This is a genomic window from Pseudonocardia sp. EC080619-01, from assembly GCF_001420995.1.
Classification (GTDB): Bacteria; Actinomycetota; Actinomycetes; order Mycobacteriales; family Pseudonocardiaceae; genus Pseudonocardia.
This window is the reverse complement of the sequence record NZ_CP012184.1, coordinates 3,978,385-3,995,986: the sequence shown is the minus strand read 5'-3', so window position 1 is coordinate 3,995,986 and position 17,602 is coordinate 3,978,385. Positions and strand designations below refer to the sequence as shown.

Below are 17,602 nucleotides of genomic sequence, written 5' to 3'. Positions count from 1 at the left end.
GTCGCGTGGATCGCCATGCACCGGCGAGACTAGACGTATCGCCCCTGGGCGGCAACAACCCCCCACCGCGACGCGCCGACGAACCGGGTCGCGTTGCTCACGTCAGACGATCTCGACGCGGACGCCGTCGGTGTCGACCGGCAGCGCGCGGACCGCGAAACCGTCGGTGTCGACGTCGGCGGGCACCGTCCCGTCCGAGGTGAGCGCGAGGACCGTCGGCCCGGCGCCGGAGATCGCGGCCGGGACGCCGTGGCTGCGCAACGCCTCCACCAGCCGCAACGACGACGGGTAGGCCGGCCGCCGGTAGGGCTGGTGCAGCCGGTCCTCGGTCGCCGCGAGCAGCAGCTCGGGTCGCCGGGTCATCGCCAGCACGGCGAGCGCGCAGCGGCTGCCGGTGAACGCCGCGTCCCCCAGCGGGACCTGCTCGGGCAGCAGCCCACGGGTGGTCTTGGTCGAGGACTCGGTCCCGGCCACGAGGGCGACCGGTCGCACGTCCGGGTGCACGTCGAGCTTCTCCGCGTGGAAGCGGCGGGCCGAGCCCTGCACCTCCCACGCCACCACGAACCCGCCGAGCAGGCTGGCCGCGGCGTTGTCGGCGTGGCCCTCCATCCCGGCGGCGATCTGCAGGACCGCGTCGCGCTCCAGCTCGTGGTCGTGCCCCGAGAGCACCGCGGCCGCCGTCACGCCCGCGACGGCGGCGGCCGCCGAGCTGCCCAGCCCGCGCGAGTGCGGCACGGCGTTCGTGCAGCGCAGCCGCAGCCCCACCGGGGCCCCGCCGAACACCTCGAACGCCTGCCGCATGGCACGGAGGACGAGGTGCCGCTCGTCGCGCGGGACGAACCGGGAGCCCTCCCCCGCGACGTCCACGAACACCCCGGGGGTCGGCTGGACCTCGACGTCGATCTCGTCGTACAGGCCGAGCGCCATCCCGAGGCAGTCGAAACCGGGCCCCAGGTTCGCCGTCGAACCCGGGACGCGGATCCGGACGCGCGTCGGACGTCCCATCAGGCCAGCTCGAGGGCCGCCGCGACGGCGCCAGGGTCGATCGGGACGATCTCCGGGTCCGGCGCGGTGAGCAGCGCGGTGTCCGGGTCCTTGAGGCCGTGCCCGGTCACCGTGCAGACGACCAGCGACCCGGTGGGCAGCGAGCCGTCCGCGTGCGACTGCAGCAGCCCGGCGACGCTCGACGCCGACGCCGGCTCGACGAACACGCCCTCCTCGGCGGAGAGCATCCGGTAGGCGGTCAGGATCTCGTCGTCGGTGACGGCGGCGAAACGCCCGCCCGACTCGTCGCGCGCGGTGGTCGCCCCCTTCCACGACGCCGGGGCACCGATCCGGATCGCGGTCGCGATCGTCTCCGGCTCGGTGACCGGAGCACCGTGCACCAGCGGCGCGGCACCCGCGGCCTGGAAGCCGAACATCCGCGGCAGCTCGGAGATCACGCCGTCGGCGTGGTAGCCGCGGTAGCCCTGCCAGTACGCGGTGATGTTGCCGGCGTTGCCGACCGGAAGGCAGTGGATGTCGGGGGCCTGCCCGAGCTGGTCGCAGATCTCGTAGGCGGCCGACGCCTGCCCGGCGATCCGGGTCGGGTTCACCGAGTTGACCAGCGCGATCGCCGGATAGTCCGCGGTGGTCTTGCGCGCGAGCTCCAGACAGTCGTCGAAGTTGCCGTCGATCTGCAGGATGCGGGCCCCGTGCGCGACGGCCTGGGCCAGCTTGCCGAGCGCGATCTTGCCGCGCGGCACCAGCACCGCGCAGGTCATCCCGGCCCGGGTCGCGTAGGCGGCCGCCGACGCCGAGGTGTTGCCGGTGGAGGCGCAGAGCACGCTCTGCTTGCCCTCGGCGAGTGCCGCGGTGACCGCCATCGTCATCCCGCGGTCCTTGAAGGACCCGGTCGGGTTCGCCCCGTCGACCTTCAGGAACACCTGGCAGCCGGTCCGCTCGGACAGCCGCGGGGCCGGCAGCAGCGGGGTGCCGCCCTCGCCGAGGGTCACCACGGTCCAGTCCGGCTGCACCGGCATCCGGTTCCGGTACGCCTCGATGATCCCGGGCCAGTGGCCCGGCGGCGGGGGCGCGACCGCGCCCGCCACCTGCGCCGCGAGATCCGGACGGCCGGCGGCCGGCCCCCGGACGTTCTGCACGCTGCCGGTCATCGCCGGTCGCCTCCCGTGTTCCTCCGGCGGCAGCCGGAAATCGTGCACCGTTCCTCCGGTCGCGGCGCGACGGCGCGCACCGGCTCCGGGCTCATTCGCCCATGCCCAGTGCGCTGACCGCACGGCCGAGTCCCTCGACGCGCAGCACACCGGCCACACCGAGGACGTGGTCGAGATCGAGCAGCGCGGAGACCGTGGCGGCCAGTGCCGCCTCCGGCGCGGAGTGCGTGACGACCGTGAGCCGGGCCTGGCTGCGGTCCGAGCCGTCGGGCCGGTCGACGGAGCCGTTCACCCCGCCGGTCTGCCGGACCGCCGCGATCGAGACGCCGTGCCGGGCGAACTCGCCGGCGATCGCGGCGAGCACACCCTCACGGTCGGCGACCTCCAGGTCGACGTGGTACCGGGTCGGGACCTCGCCGACCGGGCGGACCGGCAGGCTCGCGTACGCCGACTCGCGCGGCCCGCGTCCGCCGCCGACCCGGTTGCGGGCGACCGCGACCAGGTCACCCAGCACCGCCGACGCGGTGGGCGCACCGCCGGCGCCCTGGCCGTAGAACATCAGCTGGCCGGCGGCCTCGGCCTCGACGAACACCGCGTTGAAGGCGCCGTCGACGCGGGCCAGTGGGTGCGACTCGGGGACCATCGCCGGGTAGACGCGGGCCGACACCGACTCGGTGGCGGTGCCGTCCGCGGCGGTGTCGACGACCCGCTCGCAGATCGCCAGCAGCTTGATCGTGCAGCCGAGCCTGCGGGCGGCGGCGACGTCGGCCGAACTGACCTCGCGCATGCCCTCGCGGTGCACGTCGGACGCGGTGATCCGGGTGTGGAACGCCAGTGTGGCCAGGATGGCGGCCTTGGAGGCCGCGTCGTAGCCGTCGACGTCGGCGCTCGGGTCCGCCTCGGCGTACCCGAGGCGGGTGGCCTCCTCCAGCGCGTCGGCGTAGGAGGTCCCACCGGCGGACATCGCCGACAGGATGAAGTTCGAGGTGCCGTTGACGATCCCGGCGACCCGGGTGATCCGGTCCCCCGCGAGCGACTCGCGCAACGGCCGCAGCAGCGGGATGGCACCGGCCACCGCGGCCTCGTAGTACAGGTCGGCGCCGGACGCGTCCGCGGCCTCGGCCAGCGTCGGCCCGTCCTCCGCCAGCAGTGCCTTGTTCGCCGTCACCACCGACTTGCCGGCCTTCAACGCCTCCAGCAACCAGCCACGCACCGGTTCGATGCCACCGATCACCTCGACGACGACGTCGACGTCGTCGCGGGTGACCAGCTCCGACGCGTCGGTGGTCACCAGGTGCCCGAAGTTCTCGTGCAACCACGGGTGCCGGTGCGGCCGCCGGACGGCGACGCCGACCAGCTCGACCGGGGCACCGACCCGCGCGGTCAGGTCGTCGGCCTGCCCGGTGATCAGACGTACCACCTCGGTGCCGACGGTGCCGCAGCCCAGCAGCGCCACCCGGACGGCCGCCGGTCCCACGGAGCCCTCGCCGCTCGCCACGTGCCCTCCTCGAGTACCGCGCCCACCCCTCAGCGGGCGCCGATCATTCCTGGTCAGACCCTCCCGGGCAGCGCCGGGTGGCCGTTGTCACCCGGCCCGCGGATCGCTCACACCTCGAACCGGAACTGGTCCTCCAGTGTCTCGCGGCGCAACAGGGTCCGGTCGGCCCCCTCGCGCACCGCGACGACCGCGGGCCGCGGCAGCCGGTTGTAACCGGACGCCATGGCGTAGCAGTACGCACCCGTGGCCGCGACCGCCAGCAGGTCACCCGGCGCGAGATCGGCCGGCAGCCAGCAGTCGCGCACCACGATGTCACCGGACTCGCAGTGCTTGCCGACCACCCGGGACAGCACCGGCTCGTCGCCGCCCGGCACCGAGTCCCGCTCGGACGATCGCGACACCAGCCGGACGTCGTACTCGGCGTCGTAGAGCGAGGTGCGGATGTTGTCGCTCATCCCGCCGTCGACGCTGACGTAGCGCCGGGAGTACCCGCCCAGCGGCACGTCCTTGATCGTCCCCACCTCGTAGACGGTGACGGTGCCCGGCCCGGCGATGGCCCGGCCCGGCTCGACGGCGATCGCCGGGACGTCCAGCCCGGACGCCGCGCACTCGCGCTTGACGATCGCGCGCAGCTCCTCGGCCAGCGCCGGCATGGACAGCGGCACCTCGCCGGGGCGGTAGGCGATGCCGATGCCGCCGCCCAGGTCGAGGGTGCGCAGCGCGGCCAGGTTCTCCGTGCCGTGCTCGGCGTGCAGGTCGGCGAGGACCTTGACGACGCGGCGGGCGGCGGCCTCGAAGCCCTCGGTGTCGAAGATCTGGCTGCCGATGTGGCTGTGCAGCCCGACCAGCTCCAGGTGCCGCGCGGCGACCACCCGGCGGGCGGCCTCGATCGCCGCCGAGTCCTTCTCGCCTGCACTGCCCGCGGCGATCGAGAAGCCGAACTTCTGGTCCTCGTGCGCGGTCGCGATGTACTCGTGGGTGTGCGCCTCGACGCCGACGGTCAGCCGGATCAGCACCGGCGCCGTCACGCCCCGCTCGGCCGCGACGGCCTCCAGGCGGGCGATCTCGTCGAAGCTGTCGACGACGACGCCGCCGACACCGGCGTCCACCGCCGCCGCCAGCTCCGGGACGGACTTGTTGTTGCCGTGCAACGCGATCCGCGGCGGAGGGAACCCGGCACGCAACGCGACGGCCAGCTCGCCGCCGGAGCAGACGTCGAGCGACAGCCCCTCCTGCGCGACCCAGCGGGCGACCTCGGTGCACAGGAACGCCTTGGCCGCGTAGTGCACGGCGGACGCCCCGAACGCGGCGGCGAACTCGGCGCAGCGGGAGCGGAAGTCGGCCTCGTCGAGCACGAACAGCGGCGTGCCGTGGGCCGCTGCGAGATCGCGGACGTCGGTCCCGGCGATCCGCAGGGCGCCGTCGTCGCCGCGGGCCGCGCCGCGCGGCCACACGGCCGGGGCGAGGGCGTCCATCGCGGCGGCCGACTCCGGGCGCGGGCCGGCCGACTCGGGTGCGGGGGTGATGCCGGCGTGCAGCGGGCCGGCGGGGTGAGCGCGCATGGGTGTCACATCCGTTCGGGCGCGCCGACACCGAGCAGGCCGAGCCCGTTGGCGAGCACGCGTCGGGCGGCGCCGCAGAGCGACAGCCGGGCCCGGTGCAGGTCGGAGATCTCCTCGTCGCCCTGGGGCAGGACGCGGCAGGAGTCGTAGAACTTGTGGTAGGCCCCGGCGAGCGACTCCAGGTAGCGCGCCACCCGGTGCGGTTCCCGCAGCTCGGCCGCCGTGCGGACGACGTCGGGGAACTCGCCGAGCGTCCGGATCAGGTCGCCCTCGCGGTCGTGGACGAGCAGGCCGTAGCCGTCACCCGGCTCGACGCCGAGATCGGCCGCGTTGCGGGCCAGCGACGAGAGGCGGGCGTGCGCGTACTGGACGTAGAAGACCGGGTTCTCGCTGGTCCGGCTCGACACCAGGTCCAGGTCGATGTCCAGCGTCGAGTCCACCGAGGACCGCACCAGCGAGTAGCGTGCCGCGTCGACACCCACCGCGTCGACGAAGTCCTCCAGGGTGACGATCGTGCCGGCCCGCTTGCTCATCCGGACCGGCTCGCCCGCGCGGATCAGGTTGACCATCTGGCCGATCAGCACCTCGACGACCGACGGGTCGTCGCCGAACGCCGCGGCGACCGCCTTGAGCCGCACCGTGTAGCCGTGGTGGTCGGCGCCGAGCATGTAGAGGCACCGGTCGAACCCGCGGCCGCGCTTGTCCCGCAGGTAGGCGATGTCACCGGCGACGTAGGCCGGGGTGCCGTCGCTCTTGATGACGACCCGGTCCTTGTCGTCGCCCTGCTCGGTGGAGCGCAGCCACCAGGCGCCGTCCTTCTCGTAGAGGCTGCCGTCGTCCTTCAGCTGCCGGACCGAGTCCTCGACGGCGCCGGACTCGTGCAGCGACAGCTCGCTGAACCACACGTCGAAGTCGGTGCCGAACTCGTGCAGCGACCGGCGCATCTCCTCGAGCATCAGCGCGACGCCGGTCCGGCGGAACGCCTGGTGCCGCTCGGCATCGGGCAGGTCCAGGATGCCGGGCTCGGCGGCGACCACCCGCTCGGCGATCTCGCCGATGTAGGCGCCGCCGTAGCCGTTCTCCGGGGTGGGCGCGCCGGTGGCGGCGGCGATCAGGGACGCGGCGAAGTGGTCGATCTGGGCGCCCGCGTCGTTGATGTAGTACTCGCGGGTGACGTCGGCGCCGCGGGCGACCAGCACCCGGCCGAGCGCGTCGCCGACGGCGGCCCAGCGGGTGCCGCCCAGGTGGATCGGACCGGTCGGGTTGGCCGAGACGAACTCGAGGTTCATCCGGGTGCCGGCGAGCTCGTCGCCGGTGCCGTAGCGCTCGCCCTGCGCGAGCACCTCGCCGACGATCGCGCCCTGCGCGTCCGCGGCCAGCCGCAGGTTGATGAAGCCCGGGCCGGCGATCTCGGCGCCGGCGACGCCGTCGCGGGTCGCGAGCTCCTCGGCCAGCCAGGTCGCGAGCTCGCGCGGGTTCACACCGGCCTTCTTGGCGGTGCGCAGCGCGATGTTCGTGGCGTAGTCGCCGTGCTCGGGGTTGCGGGGACGCTCGACGCCGGCGTCCGCGGGCAGCGCGGAGACGTCCAGGTCGCGTCGGGTCAGCACGTCCCGCGCGACGTCACGGACCAGATCGGCGAGAACGTCGGGATTCACCATCGGGATTCTAGGAGGTGACCGCGGGCACCTTCATGCTGGTATCGGCCCCGGTCCACGGGTGGTGGACGGAGCCCCGGCCGGGCGTCCCTAGACTCGGTGGCCCGCCCGCCGACCACGAACAGGATCCCCGCATGGCCAGCGGCAAGTCGTCCGGCAAGAAGCGTCCGCCGTCGGTGGGGGCGGTGAACCAGCGCCAGATCCCCTGGGGGACCGTCGCGGCCGTCGTCGTCATCGTGGCCCTGACCGCCGGGTTCATCGGTTACCCGCTGCTGCAGCGCGGCCAGAACGCGCAGTGGACCCCGAGCGAGGAGAACCGCGACCCGTCGCTGGCGATCGAGGGCATCGTGAGCCAGGAGTACCCCGGGCTGCAGCACGTCCTCGGGTTCCAGTCGGTCGCCTACACCCACAGCCCGCCGTTCGGCGGCGCGCACGACGGCTTCTGGGCGGCCTGCAACGGCGTCATCTACCCCCAGCCGGTGCGCTCGGAGAACCTCGTGCACTCGCTCGAGCACGGCGCGATCTGGATCACCTACAACCCGGACCAGGTCGACGAGGCCGCCCTCGGGTCGCTGCGTCAGCGCGTCGAGGGGCAGCCGTACACGGTGATGTCGCCCTACCCGGGCCTCGACTCCCCGATCTCCCTGCAGTCCTGGGGTCACCAGCTCAAGCTGACCGACGCCGAGGACGAGCGGATCGACCAGTTCATCCGGTCGCTGCGGACCAACCGCTTCACCCACCCCGAGGTCGGCGCGTCGTGTGACGCGCTCGGCGCCCAGGGCTTCGACCAGGACAACCCGCCGCCGTTCGCCCCGATCCCGCCGCAGACCGCTGTCGACAAGCAGACCGTGTTCCCGGAGAACGAGGGCGCGAACCCGGGCGGCGCCCCCGCCCCCGACCCGGTGGTCCCGGGCCAGTGAGCCCCGCCCCGGAGCGGTCCGCCTGGCGGAACCCGCTGACCGTCACGTTCGCCGTGCTCGCCGTCGCGGCGGTGCTGGTCGCCGGGTTCGCCGTGCGCGGGGCTTTCGGGCCCTACGTGCCCGAGCCGGGCTCGGTCGACGTCGGCTTCGCCCAGGACATGACCGTGCACCACCGCCAGGCCGTCGAGATGGCCTCGTGGGAGCGCGACCGCGCCGCCGAGCCGAGGGTCCGGCAGCTCGCGTTCGACATCGAGAGCCTGCAGAACCAGCAGATCGGCCGGATGCAGGGCTGGCTGGGGCTGTGGAACGCGCCCAACCTGCCCACCGACGGCCACATGGCCTGGATGGCCGACGCGCACGCGGGCCACGGCGGTCACGCGGAGCACGGCGGTGGCATGGCGCAGATGCCCGGGATGGCGACCACCGAGGACCTCGCCCGGATGCGTGCGACGCCGGCCGGGCAGCAGCTCGACGTCGTCTTCCTGCAGCTGATGCTGCGCCACCACGAGGGCGGGGTGTCGATGCTCGAGTACGGCCGTGACCACGCGCAGACCGCGGAGGTCCGCAACCTCTCCGAGCAGATGCTGAGCGCGCAGACGGCCGAGTCCGAGCTGATGCGCGGCCTGCTGTCGGAGCGCGGAGCGCAGCCGCTCCCGATGAGCTGACGATCACCACCCCCCGTGTGGAGGGGGTGGGGTGGTGCGCTAGTGTTCTCCCTGTTGCACGGCCCCCGTAGCTCAGGGGATAGAGCACCGCCCTCCGGAGGCGGGAGCGCAGGTTCGAATCCTGCCGGGGGCACATCGAGTGCCACATCGAATCGGCCCCTCATCCTGGTCCATCAGGTGAGGGGCCGTTCTCGTTGCCGCACGCGCGCTCCGGCGCCGGTCGAACTCGATACCGCGGGTATCCTGCGGGACATGGACACACGACGAGGCCGGACGCCGTGACCGGACCGGTCCCCCGGGTCAAGCGCGACGAGGTCCGCCGCCGCCTGCTCGACGCGGCGGCGGAGGTGTTCGCCCACCGCGGTTTCGCCGCCGCGCGGCTCGACGAGATCGCGTACGCCGCCGGGTTCACCAAGGGTGCGGTGTACTCCAACTTCGCGGGCAAGCACGCGCTGCTCGCGGAGCTCATCGAGCAGCGTGTCCGCGCCCAGCTCGCGACGAGCACCGAGGAGATCCGGTCCAAGGGGCGTCCGGAACGAGCACTCGAGGACATCGCGGAGGTCTTCGCCACCGGGATCGTCGAGCAGGGCACCTGGGCGCGGCTGCTCGTGGAGATCGCCCAGCAGGCCGGCCACGATCCCGACGTGCGCGACGTCTACGTCGAGGTGCGCCGCAGCCTGCGCGACGAGCTCGCCGCCACCCTCGCGACGGCCTGCGAGAATCTCGGTCTGGAGCTCACGGTGTCGCCGGAGCAGCTCGCGCTGACCCTGCAGTCGCTGCGGCTCGGGCTGGCCCTCGAGTACGGCACCGACCCGGAGCAGGTCGACCGGGCCGCCGTCACCGCGGTCTTCACCGACACGCTGCGCGCGCTCGTGCGCTGACGCCGGCTGTCACCGCAGCGCCATCAGCTCCCGCCGCGTGACCGGGTCCAGCTTCTCGACCGCGTACCGGAACGTGTCCCGCCGCAGTCGCGACCGCCGGGCCCGCAGGTAGTCCACGACGTCGTCGGGGTGCGCCTGCGCGGTCACCTTCAGCACCCAGCCGACCCCCTTCTGCACGTAGCCGTCCGGGTCGTCGAGCAGCGCGTCGGCGCGGTCGAGCACGTCCGTGAGCGGCAGGGGCTGCGCGCTCCTCGGACCGGCGAGCTTCACGACCGCGACGCACGACGCCCGACGGGCCCAGGGCCCGGACGAGCCGGTCCAGGCGGCCGTGTCCGCGACGAGCTCGGGACGTCCCAGCAGGTAGGGGTGCAGGAGCTTCAGGCAGAGGTCGTCGCACTGCGCCCAGTTCCCGACCGGGCCCTCCAGCCAGCCGCGGCTCCGGTCGAGGAACGACGCGTCGAGCTCCCGCCGGGCGGCGCGGTGCAGCAGCGCGAACGCCAGGAGCACCTCCTCGTGGTACTCGGCGCCGTCGAGCAGGGCCTCGGCCCGGTCGATCAGCTCGGCCGCCGATCCGGGGTGGGCGCGGACGTCGGCGTAGGCCAGTGCGCGGACCTCGCCGTTGCCCACGCCGAGCGCCCGCACGCCGCCCGGGAAGTAGCGCTGCATCCCGGCCACGGCGTCCGGGGCGGCCCGCGCACGCAGGGCGGCCCGCAGTTCGTCGACCGGCACCCCACGATGATGCCCGCCCACCGGCGACCGGGTGGCGCCCGGCCACCGGGACCGGTCTAGGTTGGCGGCGCCCACCGGCGACTTCCGGGACGTCCCGGAACGCGCCACCGGGCCCGGGGGACGGGAGGATCGCGTGTCGGGGGCCGAGTTCGACGGGGACCGCCACGATGCCGGGCGCGTCGCCCCTCCACGCCCCGATGCGGACGCGCGGCGGCGACGGCTGTCGGAGGCCGCCGTCGTCCGGGCGGTGGTATGGGCGGCCCGGATCGTCGGGCTGCTCACCGTCGTCTCCGCGGTGCTCCCCGCTCCGCGCCGCCTGCTGGGCGGAGAGCTGCGCAGCACACTCGGTCTGCCTGCGGGCGTCGGCCTGGCCGCGCTCGTCGTGACGACGGTGGCGGGCGCAGGCCTGCTGTTCCTCGCCACCGGCCTGCGGCGGCGCAAGCAGCGCGCGTGGTGGGTCGCGACCGGGGTCACGACCGTCCTCGTCGTGGTCAACGTCGTGCACGTCCTGGACCAGCGGCGCGGCCTCGCCCCGACCGTGCTGGTGGGAGCGTTGCTGGTGGCGTTGCTCGCGACCCGGCGACACTTCGTCGCGCGGCAGGATCCGGGCGGGCCGGGGCGCGCGGTGCGGTCCTTCGTCCAGTTCGGGCTGTCCGGGTTCCTCGTCGTCTGGGTGCTGCTCGCCGTCAATCCCCGACGGCTGCTCGACGACCCGTCGGTCGCCGCGCAGGCCGCGCACGCCGGTCTCTCCCTGATCGGTGTCACCGGCCCGGTGGCGTTCGTGCCCGGCGCGGCCTGGCTGGACGATCTCACCGCCGCAGCCGGGCTGACCTTCGGGGTCGTCGCCGTCGTCACCGCGGGGTACCACCTGCTGCGCTCACCGGAGCCGCGGCCGTCGCTGGAACCGGGCGACGAGCAGCAGTTGCGCTCCCTGCTCGGCCGGCCCGGCGGGGACTCGCTCGGCTACTTCGCGCTGCGCCGGGACAAGGCGGCGGTGTTCTCCCACGGTGGCAGCTCCGCGGTGTCCTACCGCGTGCTGGCCGGGGTCGCGCTCGCCTCCGGCGACCCGGTCGGCGACGTCGGCGCCTGGCCCGGCGCCATCGAGGAGTTCCTCGGGCAGTACACGCGTTACGGCTGGTCGCCCGCCGTGCTGGGCTGCTCCGAACGCGGTGCGACGGCGTGGGCGAAGGCCGGGCTGGACGCGCTGGAGCTGGGCGACGAGGCCGTCCTCGACACGGCGACCTTCACCCTGGACGGGCGCCCGATGCGCGGGGTCCGGCAGACGGTCGCCCGGATGCAGCGGAGCGGGCACACGGTCACCGTCGCGCGGCTCTCCGAGCACACCCCCGACGAGCTCGCCGCGATCGCCGAGCGGGCGCACCGCTGGCGCGGCGACGACCACGAGCGCGGGTTCTCGATGGCGTCGTCGCGGGTCGCGGACCCCGCCGACCCGGACGCCGTGGTCGTCACCGCGCTCCGCGACGGCGAGCCGACCGGCATGCTGCAGCTGGTCCCCTGGGGTCCCGACGGCCTCTCGCTGGACCTGATGGTCCGCGCGGCCGGCGCGGACAACGGCATCAACGAGCTGATGATCGCCGAGCTCCTGGCGGCGGCGCCGGGGCTCGGCGTGACGCGGGTGTCGCTGAACTTCGCCGTGTTCCGCTCCGCGCTCGAACGGGGCGAGCGGATCGGCGCCGGACCGGTGGCGCGGACCTGGGCGCGGCTGCTGCGGATCGCGTCGCGGTGGTGGCAGATCGACTCGCTCTACCGGTTCAACGCCAAGTTCCGGCCTGCCTGGTACCCGCGCTACGTGCTGTTCCCGGCCGTCCGGGACCTGCCGCGGATCCTGTTCGTCGTGCTGGAGGCGGAGGGGTTCGGCGGACGACCACCGGCGGTGCAGCGGCTGCTGCGCCGGTGACCGTCGTGTCCGGTCAGGGCAGCGGATCGATCCGGATCCGGTAGGAGACGTCGACCCGGTCCCTGCCCTGCTGGATCGCGCGGTTCGCGAACGACAGCTCGAACCCCCGCCGCGCGCCCGCCGCGAGCCGGAACGGGACCCGGCCCGACTCGGTCCCGTCGACGACCAGTACCGCGGTCCCCCTCGCCTCGAACCCACCGCTGTTGACCAGCTCGAACGGCGTCGGACACTGCGGGGTGAAGCAGTCGGGGAGCTGCCGGGTCACCGGGTCGACGGCGCCGGGTGCGTACAACAGGGAGTCGTAGGACCGGGCGTCGGAGACCCGGTCCGGGCCCCGTCCCACCGCGCCGACCGCACCGGGTGCCGGCCGTGCCGCGCGGATCCCGGTCGGGTCGGGCGACCCGGCCGGCACCACGGAGAGCAGCCGCGGCTCCGGGCCACCGGACAGCACGATCTCCCGCCCCGGCCAGGACACGACCCGTCCGGGCGCACCGTCGATCTCCCGTTCCCCCGGTTCGGCGTACGCGGGCGGCGCCCCGCCCGCACCGGTCAGGTCGCCGGCCAGCCCGGTCACCGACGGCGGCACGGCCGGGGCCAGCCACGCCGTCACCGCGGCAGGCGGGGTCACCCAGTAGCCGGACAGCCGGGACGCCTTGACCGCCCCGTCCTTCTCGGGCCGCCACCAGTCCGACGCACCCTTCAGCACCTCGGTGCCCGAGACCCGGGCGTACTCCGCACGGCCGCCACCGGGCCGGGTGAGGGTGCCGTACACGTCCCCGCTGCCGTCGCTGGTGAGCTCGACGTCGACGGGTCCGGTGCCGGGCTGGGTCAGCCGGGCGCGGTAGGTGACACCGTCCCAGCCGCGGACGTCCGCTGCCGCCTCCGCGACCGCGTCCGGGGTACTCGGTGGCCACTGCAACCAGGCGACGGTCGCCGCGGTGGCGAGGAGCAGGGCGACGAGGACGATCACGAGAGCGCGCGCCCGGCGGCGACGCGGTGCGGGGCCGGCCGACGGCCCGTCGGTGTCCGGCCCGGGCGGCAGCCCACCGGTGTCGGGCGGTCCGTCGGCCGCGCCGGCCGGCACCGTCCGGCCGGTCGCGGAGGCACCGCCCGTGCCCGCCTGCTCCCACCAGGGGAGCGCCGCCGCCCGCTCCGGGGGGACCATCGACTGGGACGGTGTGACCGTCGGCGGAGCGGACTCCCCGACGGGCCCGCGGGACGGGGCCGACCCCTCCGCGGTCCCGTCCCGCCGCGCGTCGGGGGCGTCCCCGTCCCCCGCGTGGCCCTCGTCGTCCGGCCGTGTGCGTTCCACCGGTGGCCCCCTCTCCCCGGCGGCCGGTCGCCTCCGTGCCGGGAGTGTGCGGGGAGGGCCCCGGGAGCCCTCCCGGGAAGGAACCATCCGGCGGACCGCCGGACCGACCGGCCACAATGATCGGGTGGACTTCCGCTCCGTCTACCGCCACCGGTTCCTGCGTGCCGCCGCGGCGACCCTGCACACGACGATGGCCGAGCCCGCCGCGAACGCGGCCGCCGTCCTCGACGCCGCCCGCTCCTGCCACGACGACGGCGTGGGCCTGGTCGTGTTCCCGGAGCTCACGCTGTCCGGCTACTCGATCGAGGACGTCCTGCTGCAGGACACGTTGCTCGAGGCGGTCGAGCGGGAGCTGGTGACGCTGGCCGCCGCGACCGCGGAGCTGCTGCCGGTCCTCGTCGTCGGGGCTCCGTTGCGGCACCGGCACCGCGTCTACAACACCGCCGTCGTGATCCACCGCGGGCGGATCCTGGGCGTCGCGCCGAAGTCGTACCTGCCGACCTACCGGGAGTTCTACGAGCGCCGCCAGCTCGCCGCGGGTGACGACGTGCGCGACGCGACGATCACGGTCGGCGGCACGGCGTACCCGTTCGGCACCGATCTGCTGTTCCGTGCCGAGGACCTGCCGGGCTTCGTGCTGCACGCCGAGATCTGCGAGGACTTCTGGGTCCCGGTGCCGCCCTCGGCGGAGGCAGCCCTGGCCGGGGCGACGGTGCTGGCGAACCTGTCGGGGTCGCCGATCACGGTCGGCCGCGCCGAGCAGCGACGGCTGCTGTGTCGGTCGGCGTCGTCGCGCTGCCTGGCCGGCTACGTCTACGCCGCCGCCGGTGAGGGCGAGTCCACGACGGACGTGTCGTGGGACGGCCAGACACTGGTCTACGAGAACGGCGAGCTGCTCGCCGAGTCGGAGCGGTTCCCCGACGGCCCGCGCCGCGCGGTCGCCGACCTGGACCTCGACCTGATCGCCGCCGAGCGACGGCGGCAGGGCACCTTCGACGACAACCGCCGCACCCACGCCGACCGCACCGACGCCTTCCGGACGGTCACCTTCCGGCTCGACCCGCCCGGGCACGACATCGGGCTGCGCCGCACCGTGGAACGCTTCCCGTTCGTCCCTTCCGACGCCGAGCGGCTCGAACAGGACTGCTACGAGGCCTACTCGATCCAGGTCTCCGGCCTGGAGCAGCGGCTGCGCGCGATCGGCCAGCCGAAGGTCGTCATCGGGGTGTCCGGCGGACTGGACTCCACGCACGCCCTGATCGTCGCGGCGCGGGCGATGGACCGCCTCGGCCGGCCGCGCAGCGACATCCTGGCCTTCACGATGCCCGGCTTCGCCACCTCCGACCACACCCGCGGCAACGCCGTCGCGCTGTCCGAGGCGCTGGGCGTCACCTTCGAGACCCTCGACATCACCGGTACCGCGCGCACGATGCTGACCGAGATCGGGCATCCGTTCGGCCGCGGCGAACCCGTGTACGACGTGACGTTCGAGAACGTCCAGGCCGGTCTGCGCACCGACTACCTGTTCCGGCTCGCGAACCAGCGCGGCGGCATCGTGCTGGGCACCGGTGACCTGTCCGAGCTGGCGCTGGGTTGGTCCACCTACGGGGTCGGCGACCAGATGTCGCACTACAACGTCAACGGCGGCGTGCCGAAGACGCTCATGCAGCACCTGATCCGCTGGGTGATCTCCTCGCGGCAGTTCGACGACGGCGTCTCCGCCGTGCTGCGGTCGGTACTCGACACGGAGATCACCCCGGAGCTGGTCCCGTCGGACGGGACGCAGGAGGTCCAGTCCAGCCAGGCCACGGTCGGTCCGTACGCGCTGCAGGACTTCACGCTCTGGTACACGCTGCGGTACGGCTTCCGGCCGTCGAAGATCGCCTTCCTCGCCGGGCACGCCTGGTCCGACCCGGCGGCCGGGGAGTGGCCGCCCGGCTTCCCGGACGACGAGCGCCCCGCCTACGACGCCGCCGAGATCCGGTGCTGGCTGCAGGTCTTCGCGAAGCGGTTCTTCGCGTTCGCCCAGTTCAAGCGGTCCGCCCTGCCCAACGGGCCGAAGGTCTCCGCGGGGGGTGCGCTGTCGCCACGCGGGGACTGGCGGGCGCCGTCGGACATGTCGGCCGCCCTGTGGCTGGCGGAGATCGAACGCGAGGTCCCGGACGCCTGAGGGCGCCCGATGACCGGCCGGGCCACGGTCGGTCATCCGGGCGCCCGGTAGGTGTGCCCGGTCGGGGTCGTGGTCCGCACCCTGCCGTCCGGCCCGCGGGCGACGCGCCACCCGGCCTGCTCGCGGACGTGGTTGTGGAACTCGCACACCCCGCGCCCGTTGTCGAGCTCGGTCGCCCCTCCCTCGGCATCACGGTGGACATGGTCGATATGGCGCACCGGGGCATCGCAGTACGGCTCGGTGCACCGGTTCCCCGCCCGCGCCCGCACCAGGCGCGCCAGCAGCCCGGTGAAGGTGCGCTGCCGCGAGTCACCACCGATCACGACACCGTCGGAGGTGACCAGGCGGCGCAGGGTCTTCCGCCCCTCGCCCGTGGCCAGGAGGTCGACCGGGACCGGGCCGTGGCCGGGGATCTCCGCCGGGAGCGGCGAGTCCGGGTCGAGCAGCGCCTCGATCGGCACCACGACCTGGACCTCGACACCCACATCGGTCGCCATCGCCTGTCCGGTGAGGCGCTCGACCAGGGCGTCGGCCATGACCTGACCACGAGTCCGGGTCGACGGTGCCGGGTCCACCGACACCTCGGTGAACGCCTTGTTCAGAGCGGCGAGGCAGGCCACGCCCTGTTCGACCGGGAGATACGCGGTCAGGAAGGTCATCGCATCCGGCGCCGGACGCAGGGTCACGCGCCGTTCCGCCCGTGCGGACTCCACGCGGGCGAGGAACTTCTCCGGTGCGACCTCGGCGGCGAACCGGCGTGCGAGATACCGCAACCGGCCCAGACCGAGCCGGGTCAGATCGTGCGCAGCCAGACGAACATCCACCGCGGCACGTTCAGCACGGTCCAGACCCGAACACGCGGCCACCACCACCGCCACCTTCGCCGCGCTCAACTCACCGGCCCCGAACAGCCCACGGACATGATCGAGACCGTCGTGCAGGTCACGGGCCGTGCTCACCCGTCGGCGCGCCTCGGTCGGCGAGACCCGGCAGGCCAACCCGACCTGGGCCACCACTCCGCGCTGCAACCGATCCGGATCCGTCCGCCCGGCCGCGATGCCGTTCTCCACATGGAGCCGGGCGAACGCCCGCACCCGGGTCGCCTGGAGCGCGGCCAGGGAGTGCTGCACGGATTCGAGCTGCTGGATCTGATCGATCAACTCCGCCTCGGACACACCGGACAGGTCGTCGTGCGCGGCCTGCTCCACCGCCAGCTGCACTAGCGCCAGATCGACCTGAGGGAACCCCGGATCCCCGACCGGGAGGCTGGTGCGTGGAGGTTCCTGGACCGCGGTCATGAGCCAGACAGTATCCGAACGCATGTTCGATCCGCTAGTAATCGTTCGCGATAGCAAACCCCTGACCAGCGAAGGCGTCGGCGGCGGTCTGCGGAGAACCCGCGAGAGCGCACTCCCCGACCGGCGAGCACCAGGCCCGGCCCGGCCTGGCGCGGGACACCGATCGCCCGCCCGCCGGAGTGATCGATCGGCTACGCCCGGCGCACGGGAAGGGTGTGTCGTCGTGCCACTGCCACCGGCCGCCGATCACCGGTACGGCTCACCGAGCGATGTCCGGCGGTTCGTGATGCGTCCGACGGTCACGGCCGTCGGGAGCCGGTCCGGCACACCTCCGTCCACCCGGCCGAGCGACAGCCACACACCTTCCCGTGCGCAGCGGGAACCCGACCTCCACAGTGGATTTCCCGAGGCCCGGGAGGCCCCCGAACTCCGGCTCGGACGGTCCGTACGGAGCCCGCGCCCCTGGGCCGCGCGGGTGATCCACGACTACTACTGTCCCCGGCAATCGACCTGGAGGTGAGTCTTGGCACTCGCGAACATCCTGTCCGAGATGCCCGATCTGCTCGAGCGGACCCTGTCGGAGCACACCCCCGACGACCAGGGTTACTGCCGGGAGTGCCGGGACGCGAGCGGAATCAGCGCGACCTGGCCGTGCGTCACCCGCGAGCTCGCCGAGCAGGCCCGTTCGATGAACGGCACCGACGACGCCCCGGCAGCCGGGACCGTCGCGGGGCGCCGCCGGGCCCGGGAGTTCAACGCCGCCGGCCTGGCCGACGGCCGGCACCGCTCCCCCTGATCACCCCGGCGGCCGGGCGGCGTGACACCCGGCCGCCGCCGGTCG

General features: G+C 74.0%; 14 protein-coding genes and 1 tRNA gene. 7 read left to right on the top strand and 8 right to left on the bottom strand.

Translation table 11 applies throughout. The features are described 5' to 3' along the window. Positions 1 to 102 precede the first annotated feature (102 nt). The 5 genes from thrB to argS form a co-directional block, all read right to left on the bottom strand. A complete protein-coding gene (gene thrB / locus AD017_RS18690) occupies positions 103 to 1,005 on the bottom strand; it encodes a homoserine kinase (RefSeq protein ID WP_010241981.1) in 903 nt (300 codons plus the stop codon). Then, the gene (gene thrC, locus AD017_RS18685; RefSeq protein WP_238592009.1) at positions 1,005 to 2,021 is read right to left on the bottom strand and encodes a threonine synthase; all 1,017 of its coding nucleotides are present in this window, start codon (positions 2,019 to 2,021) and stop codon (positions 1,005 to 1,007) included. The genes thrB and thrC overlap by 1 nt, the downstream gene beginning before the upstream one ends. A gap of 223 nt (positions 2,022 to 2,244) precedes the next feature. After that, positions 2,245 to 3,651 (bottom strand): homoserine dehydrogenase, encoded by a 1,407-nt coding sequence (locus tag AD017_RS18680; RefSeq protein ID WP_010241979.1) that lies wholly within the window; start codon positions 3,649 to 3,651, stop codon positions 2,245 to 2,247. A 107-nt stretch (positions 3,652 to 3,758) separates the two neighbouring features. Beyond that, on the bottom strand, positions 3,759 to 5,213 hold the full coding sequence (lysA, locus tag AD017_RS18675) for a diaminopimelate decarboxylase (RefSeq protein ID WP_010241978.1): 1,455 nt from the start codon (positions 5,211 to 5,213) through the stop codon (positions 3,759 to 3,761). 5 nt (positions 5,214 to 5,218) lie between these two features. Next, the gene (argS, locus tag AD017_RS18670) at positions 5,219 to 6,868 is read right to left on the bottom strand and encodes an arginine--tRNA ligase (RefSeq protein ID WP_060576468.1); all 1,650 of its coding nucleotides are present in this window, start codon (positions 6,866 to 6,868) and stop codon (positions 5,219 to 5,221) included. A gap of 134 nt (positions 6,869 to 7,002) precedes the next feature. On the opposite strand from argS, the gene AD017_RS18665 reads away from it, so the two are divergent. The 4 genes from AD017_RS18665 to AD017_RS18650 all read left to right on the top strand — a co-directional run bounded on the left by AD017_RS18665 (position 7,003) and on the right by AD017_RS18650 (position 9,334). Next, positions 7,003 to 7,788: a DUF3105 domain-containing protein gene (locus AD017_RS18665; protein ID WP_060574961.1), complete on the top strand. Its 786-nt coding sequence runs from the start codon at positions 7,003 to 7,005 to the stop codon at positions 7,786 to 7,788. Beyond that, the gene (locus AD017_RS18660; RefSeq protein ID WP_060574960.1) at positions 7,785 to 8,453 is read left to right on the top strand and encodes a DUF305 domain-containing protein; all 669 of its coding nucleotides are present in this window, start codon (positions 7,785 to 7,787) and stop codon (positions 8,451 to 8,453) included. Before AD017_RS18665 ends, AD017_RS18660 begins: the two co-directional genes overlap by 4 nt. A 61-nt stretch (positions 8,454 to 8,514) precedes the next feature. Then, positions 8,515 to 8,586 (top strand) — tRNA-Arg (locus AD017_RS18655). Between the two features lie 145 nt (positions 8,587 to 8,731). Then, the gene (locus AD017_RS18650) at positions 8,732 to 9,334 is read left to right on the top strand and encodes a TetR/AcrR family transcriptional regulator (protein WP_060574959.1); all 603 of its coding nucleotides are present in this window, start codon (positions 8,732 to 8,734) and stop codon (positions 9,332 to 9,334) included. 9 nt (positions 9,335 to 9,343) lie between these two features. On the opposite strand, the gene AD017_RS18645 is transcribed toward AD017_RS18650, so the two are convergent. Beyond that, positions 9,344 to 10,063: a DNA alkylation repair protein gene (locus AD017_RS18645; RefSeq protein ID WP_060574958.1), complete on the bottom strand. Its 720-nt coding sequence runs from the start codon at positions 10,061 to 10,063 to the stop codon at positions 9,344 to 9,346. 133 nt (positions 10,064 to 10,196) lie between these two features. On the opposite strand from AD017_RS18645, the gene AD017_RS18640 reads away from it, so the two are divergent. After that, positions 10,197 to 11,981: a phosphatidylglycerol lysyltransferase domain-containing protein gene (locus AD017_RS18640; RefSeq protein ID WP_145984066.1), complete on the top strand. Its 1,785-nt coding sequence runs from the start codon at positions 10,197 to 10,199 to the stop codon at positions 11,979 to 11,981. A gap of 13 nt (positions 11,982 to 11,994) precedes the next feature. Here AD017_RS18640 and AD017_RS18635 read toward each other — a convergent pair whose 3' ends face one another. Further along, positions 11,995 to 13,293, bottom strand: a complete 1,299-nt coding sequence (locus AD017_RS18635) for a hypothetical protein (RefSeq protein ID WP_060574957.1) — start codon at positions 13,291 to 13,293, stop codon at positions 11,995 to 11,997. 124 nt (positions 13,294 to 13,417) lie between these two features. On the opposite strand from AD017_RS18635, the gene AD017_RS18630 reads away from it, so the two are divergent. Next, positions 13,418 to 15,463 (top strand): NAD(+) synthase, encoded by a 2,046-nt coding sequence (locus AD017_RS18630; RefSeq protein WP_060574956.1) that lies wholly within the window; start codon positions 13,418 to 13,420, stop codon positions 15,461 to 15,463. 32 nt (positions 15,464 to 15,495) lie between these two features. On the opposite strand, the gene AD017_RS18625 is transcribed toward AD017_RS18630, so the two are convergent. Continuing rightward, on the bottom strand, positions 15,496 to 16,761 hold the full coding sequence (locus tag AD017_RS18625) for an HNH endonuclease signature motif containing protein (RefSeq protein ID WP_082538265.1): 1,266 nt from the start codon (positions 16,759 to 16,761) through the stop codon (positions 15,496 to 15,498). Between the two features lie 550 nt (positions 16,762 to 17,311). On the opposite strand from AD017_RS18625, the gene AD017_RS18620 reads away from it, so the two are divergent. Next, positions 17,312 to 17,557, top strand: a complete 246-nt coding sequence (locus AD017_RS18620; protein WP_139323957.1) for a hypothetical protein — start codon at positions 17,312 to 17,314, stop codon at positions 17,555 to 17,557. Positions 17,558 to 17,602: the final 45 nt, after the last annotated feature.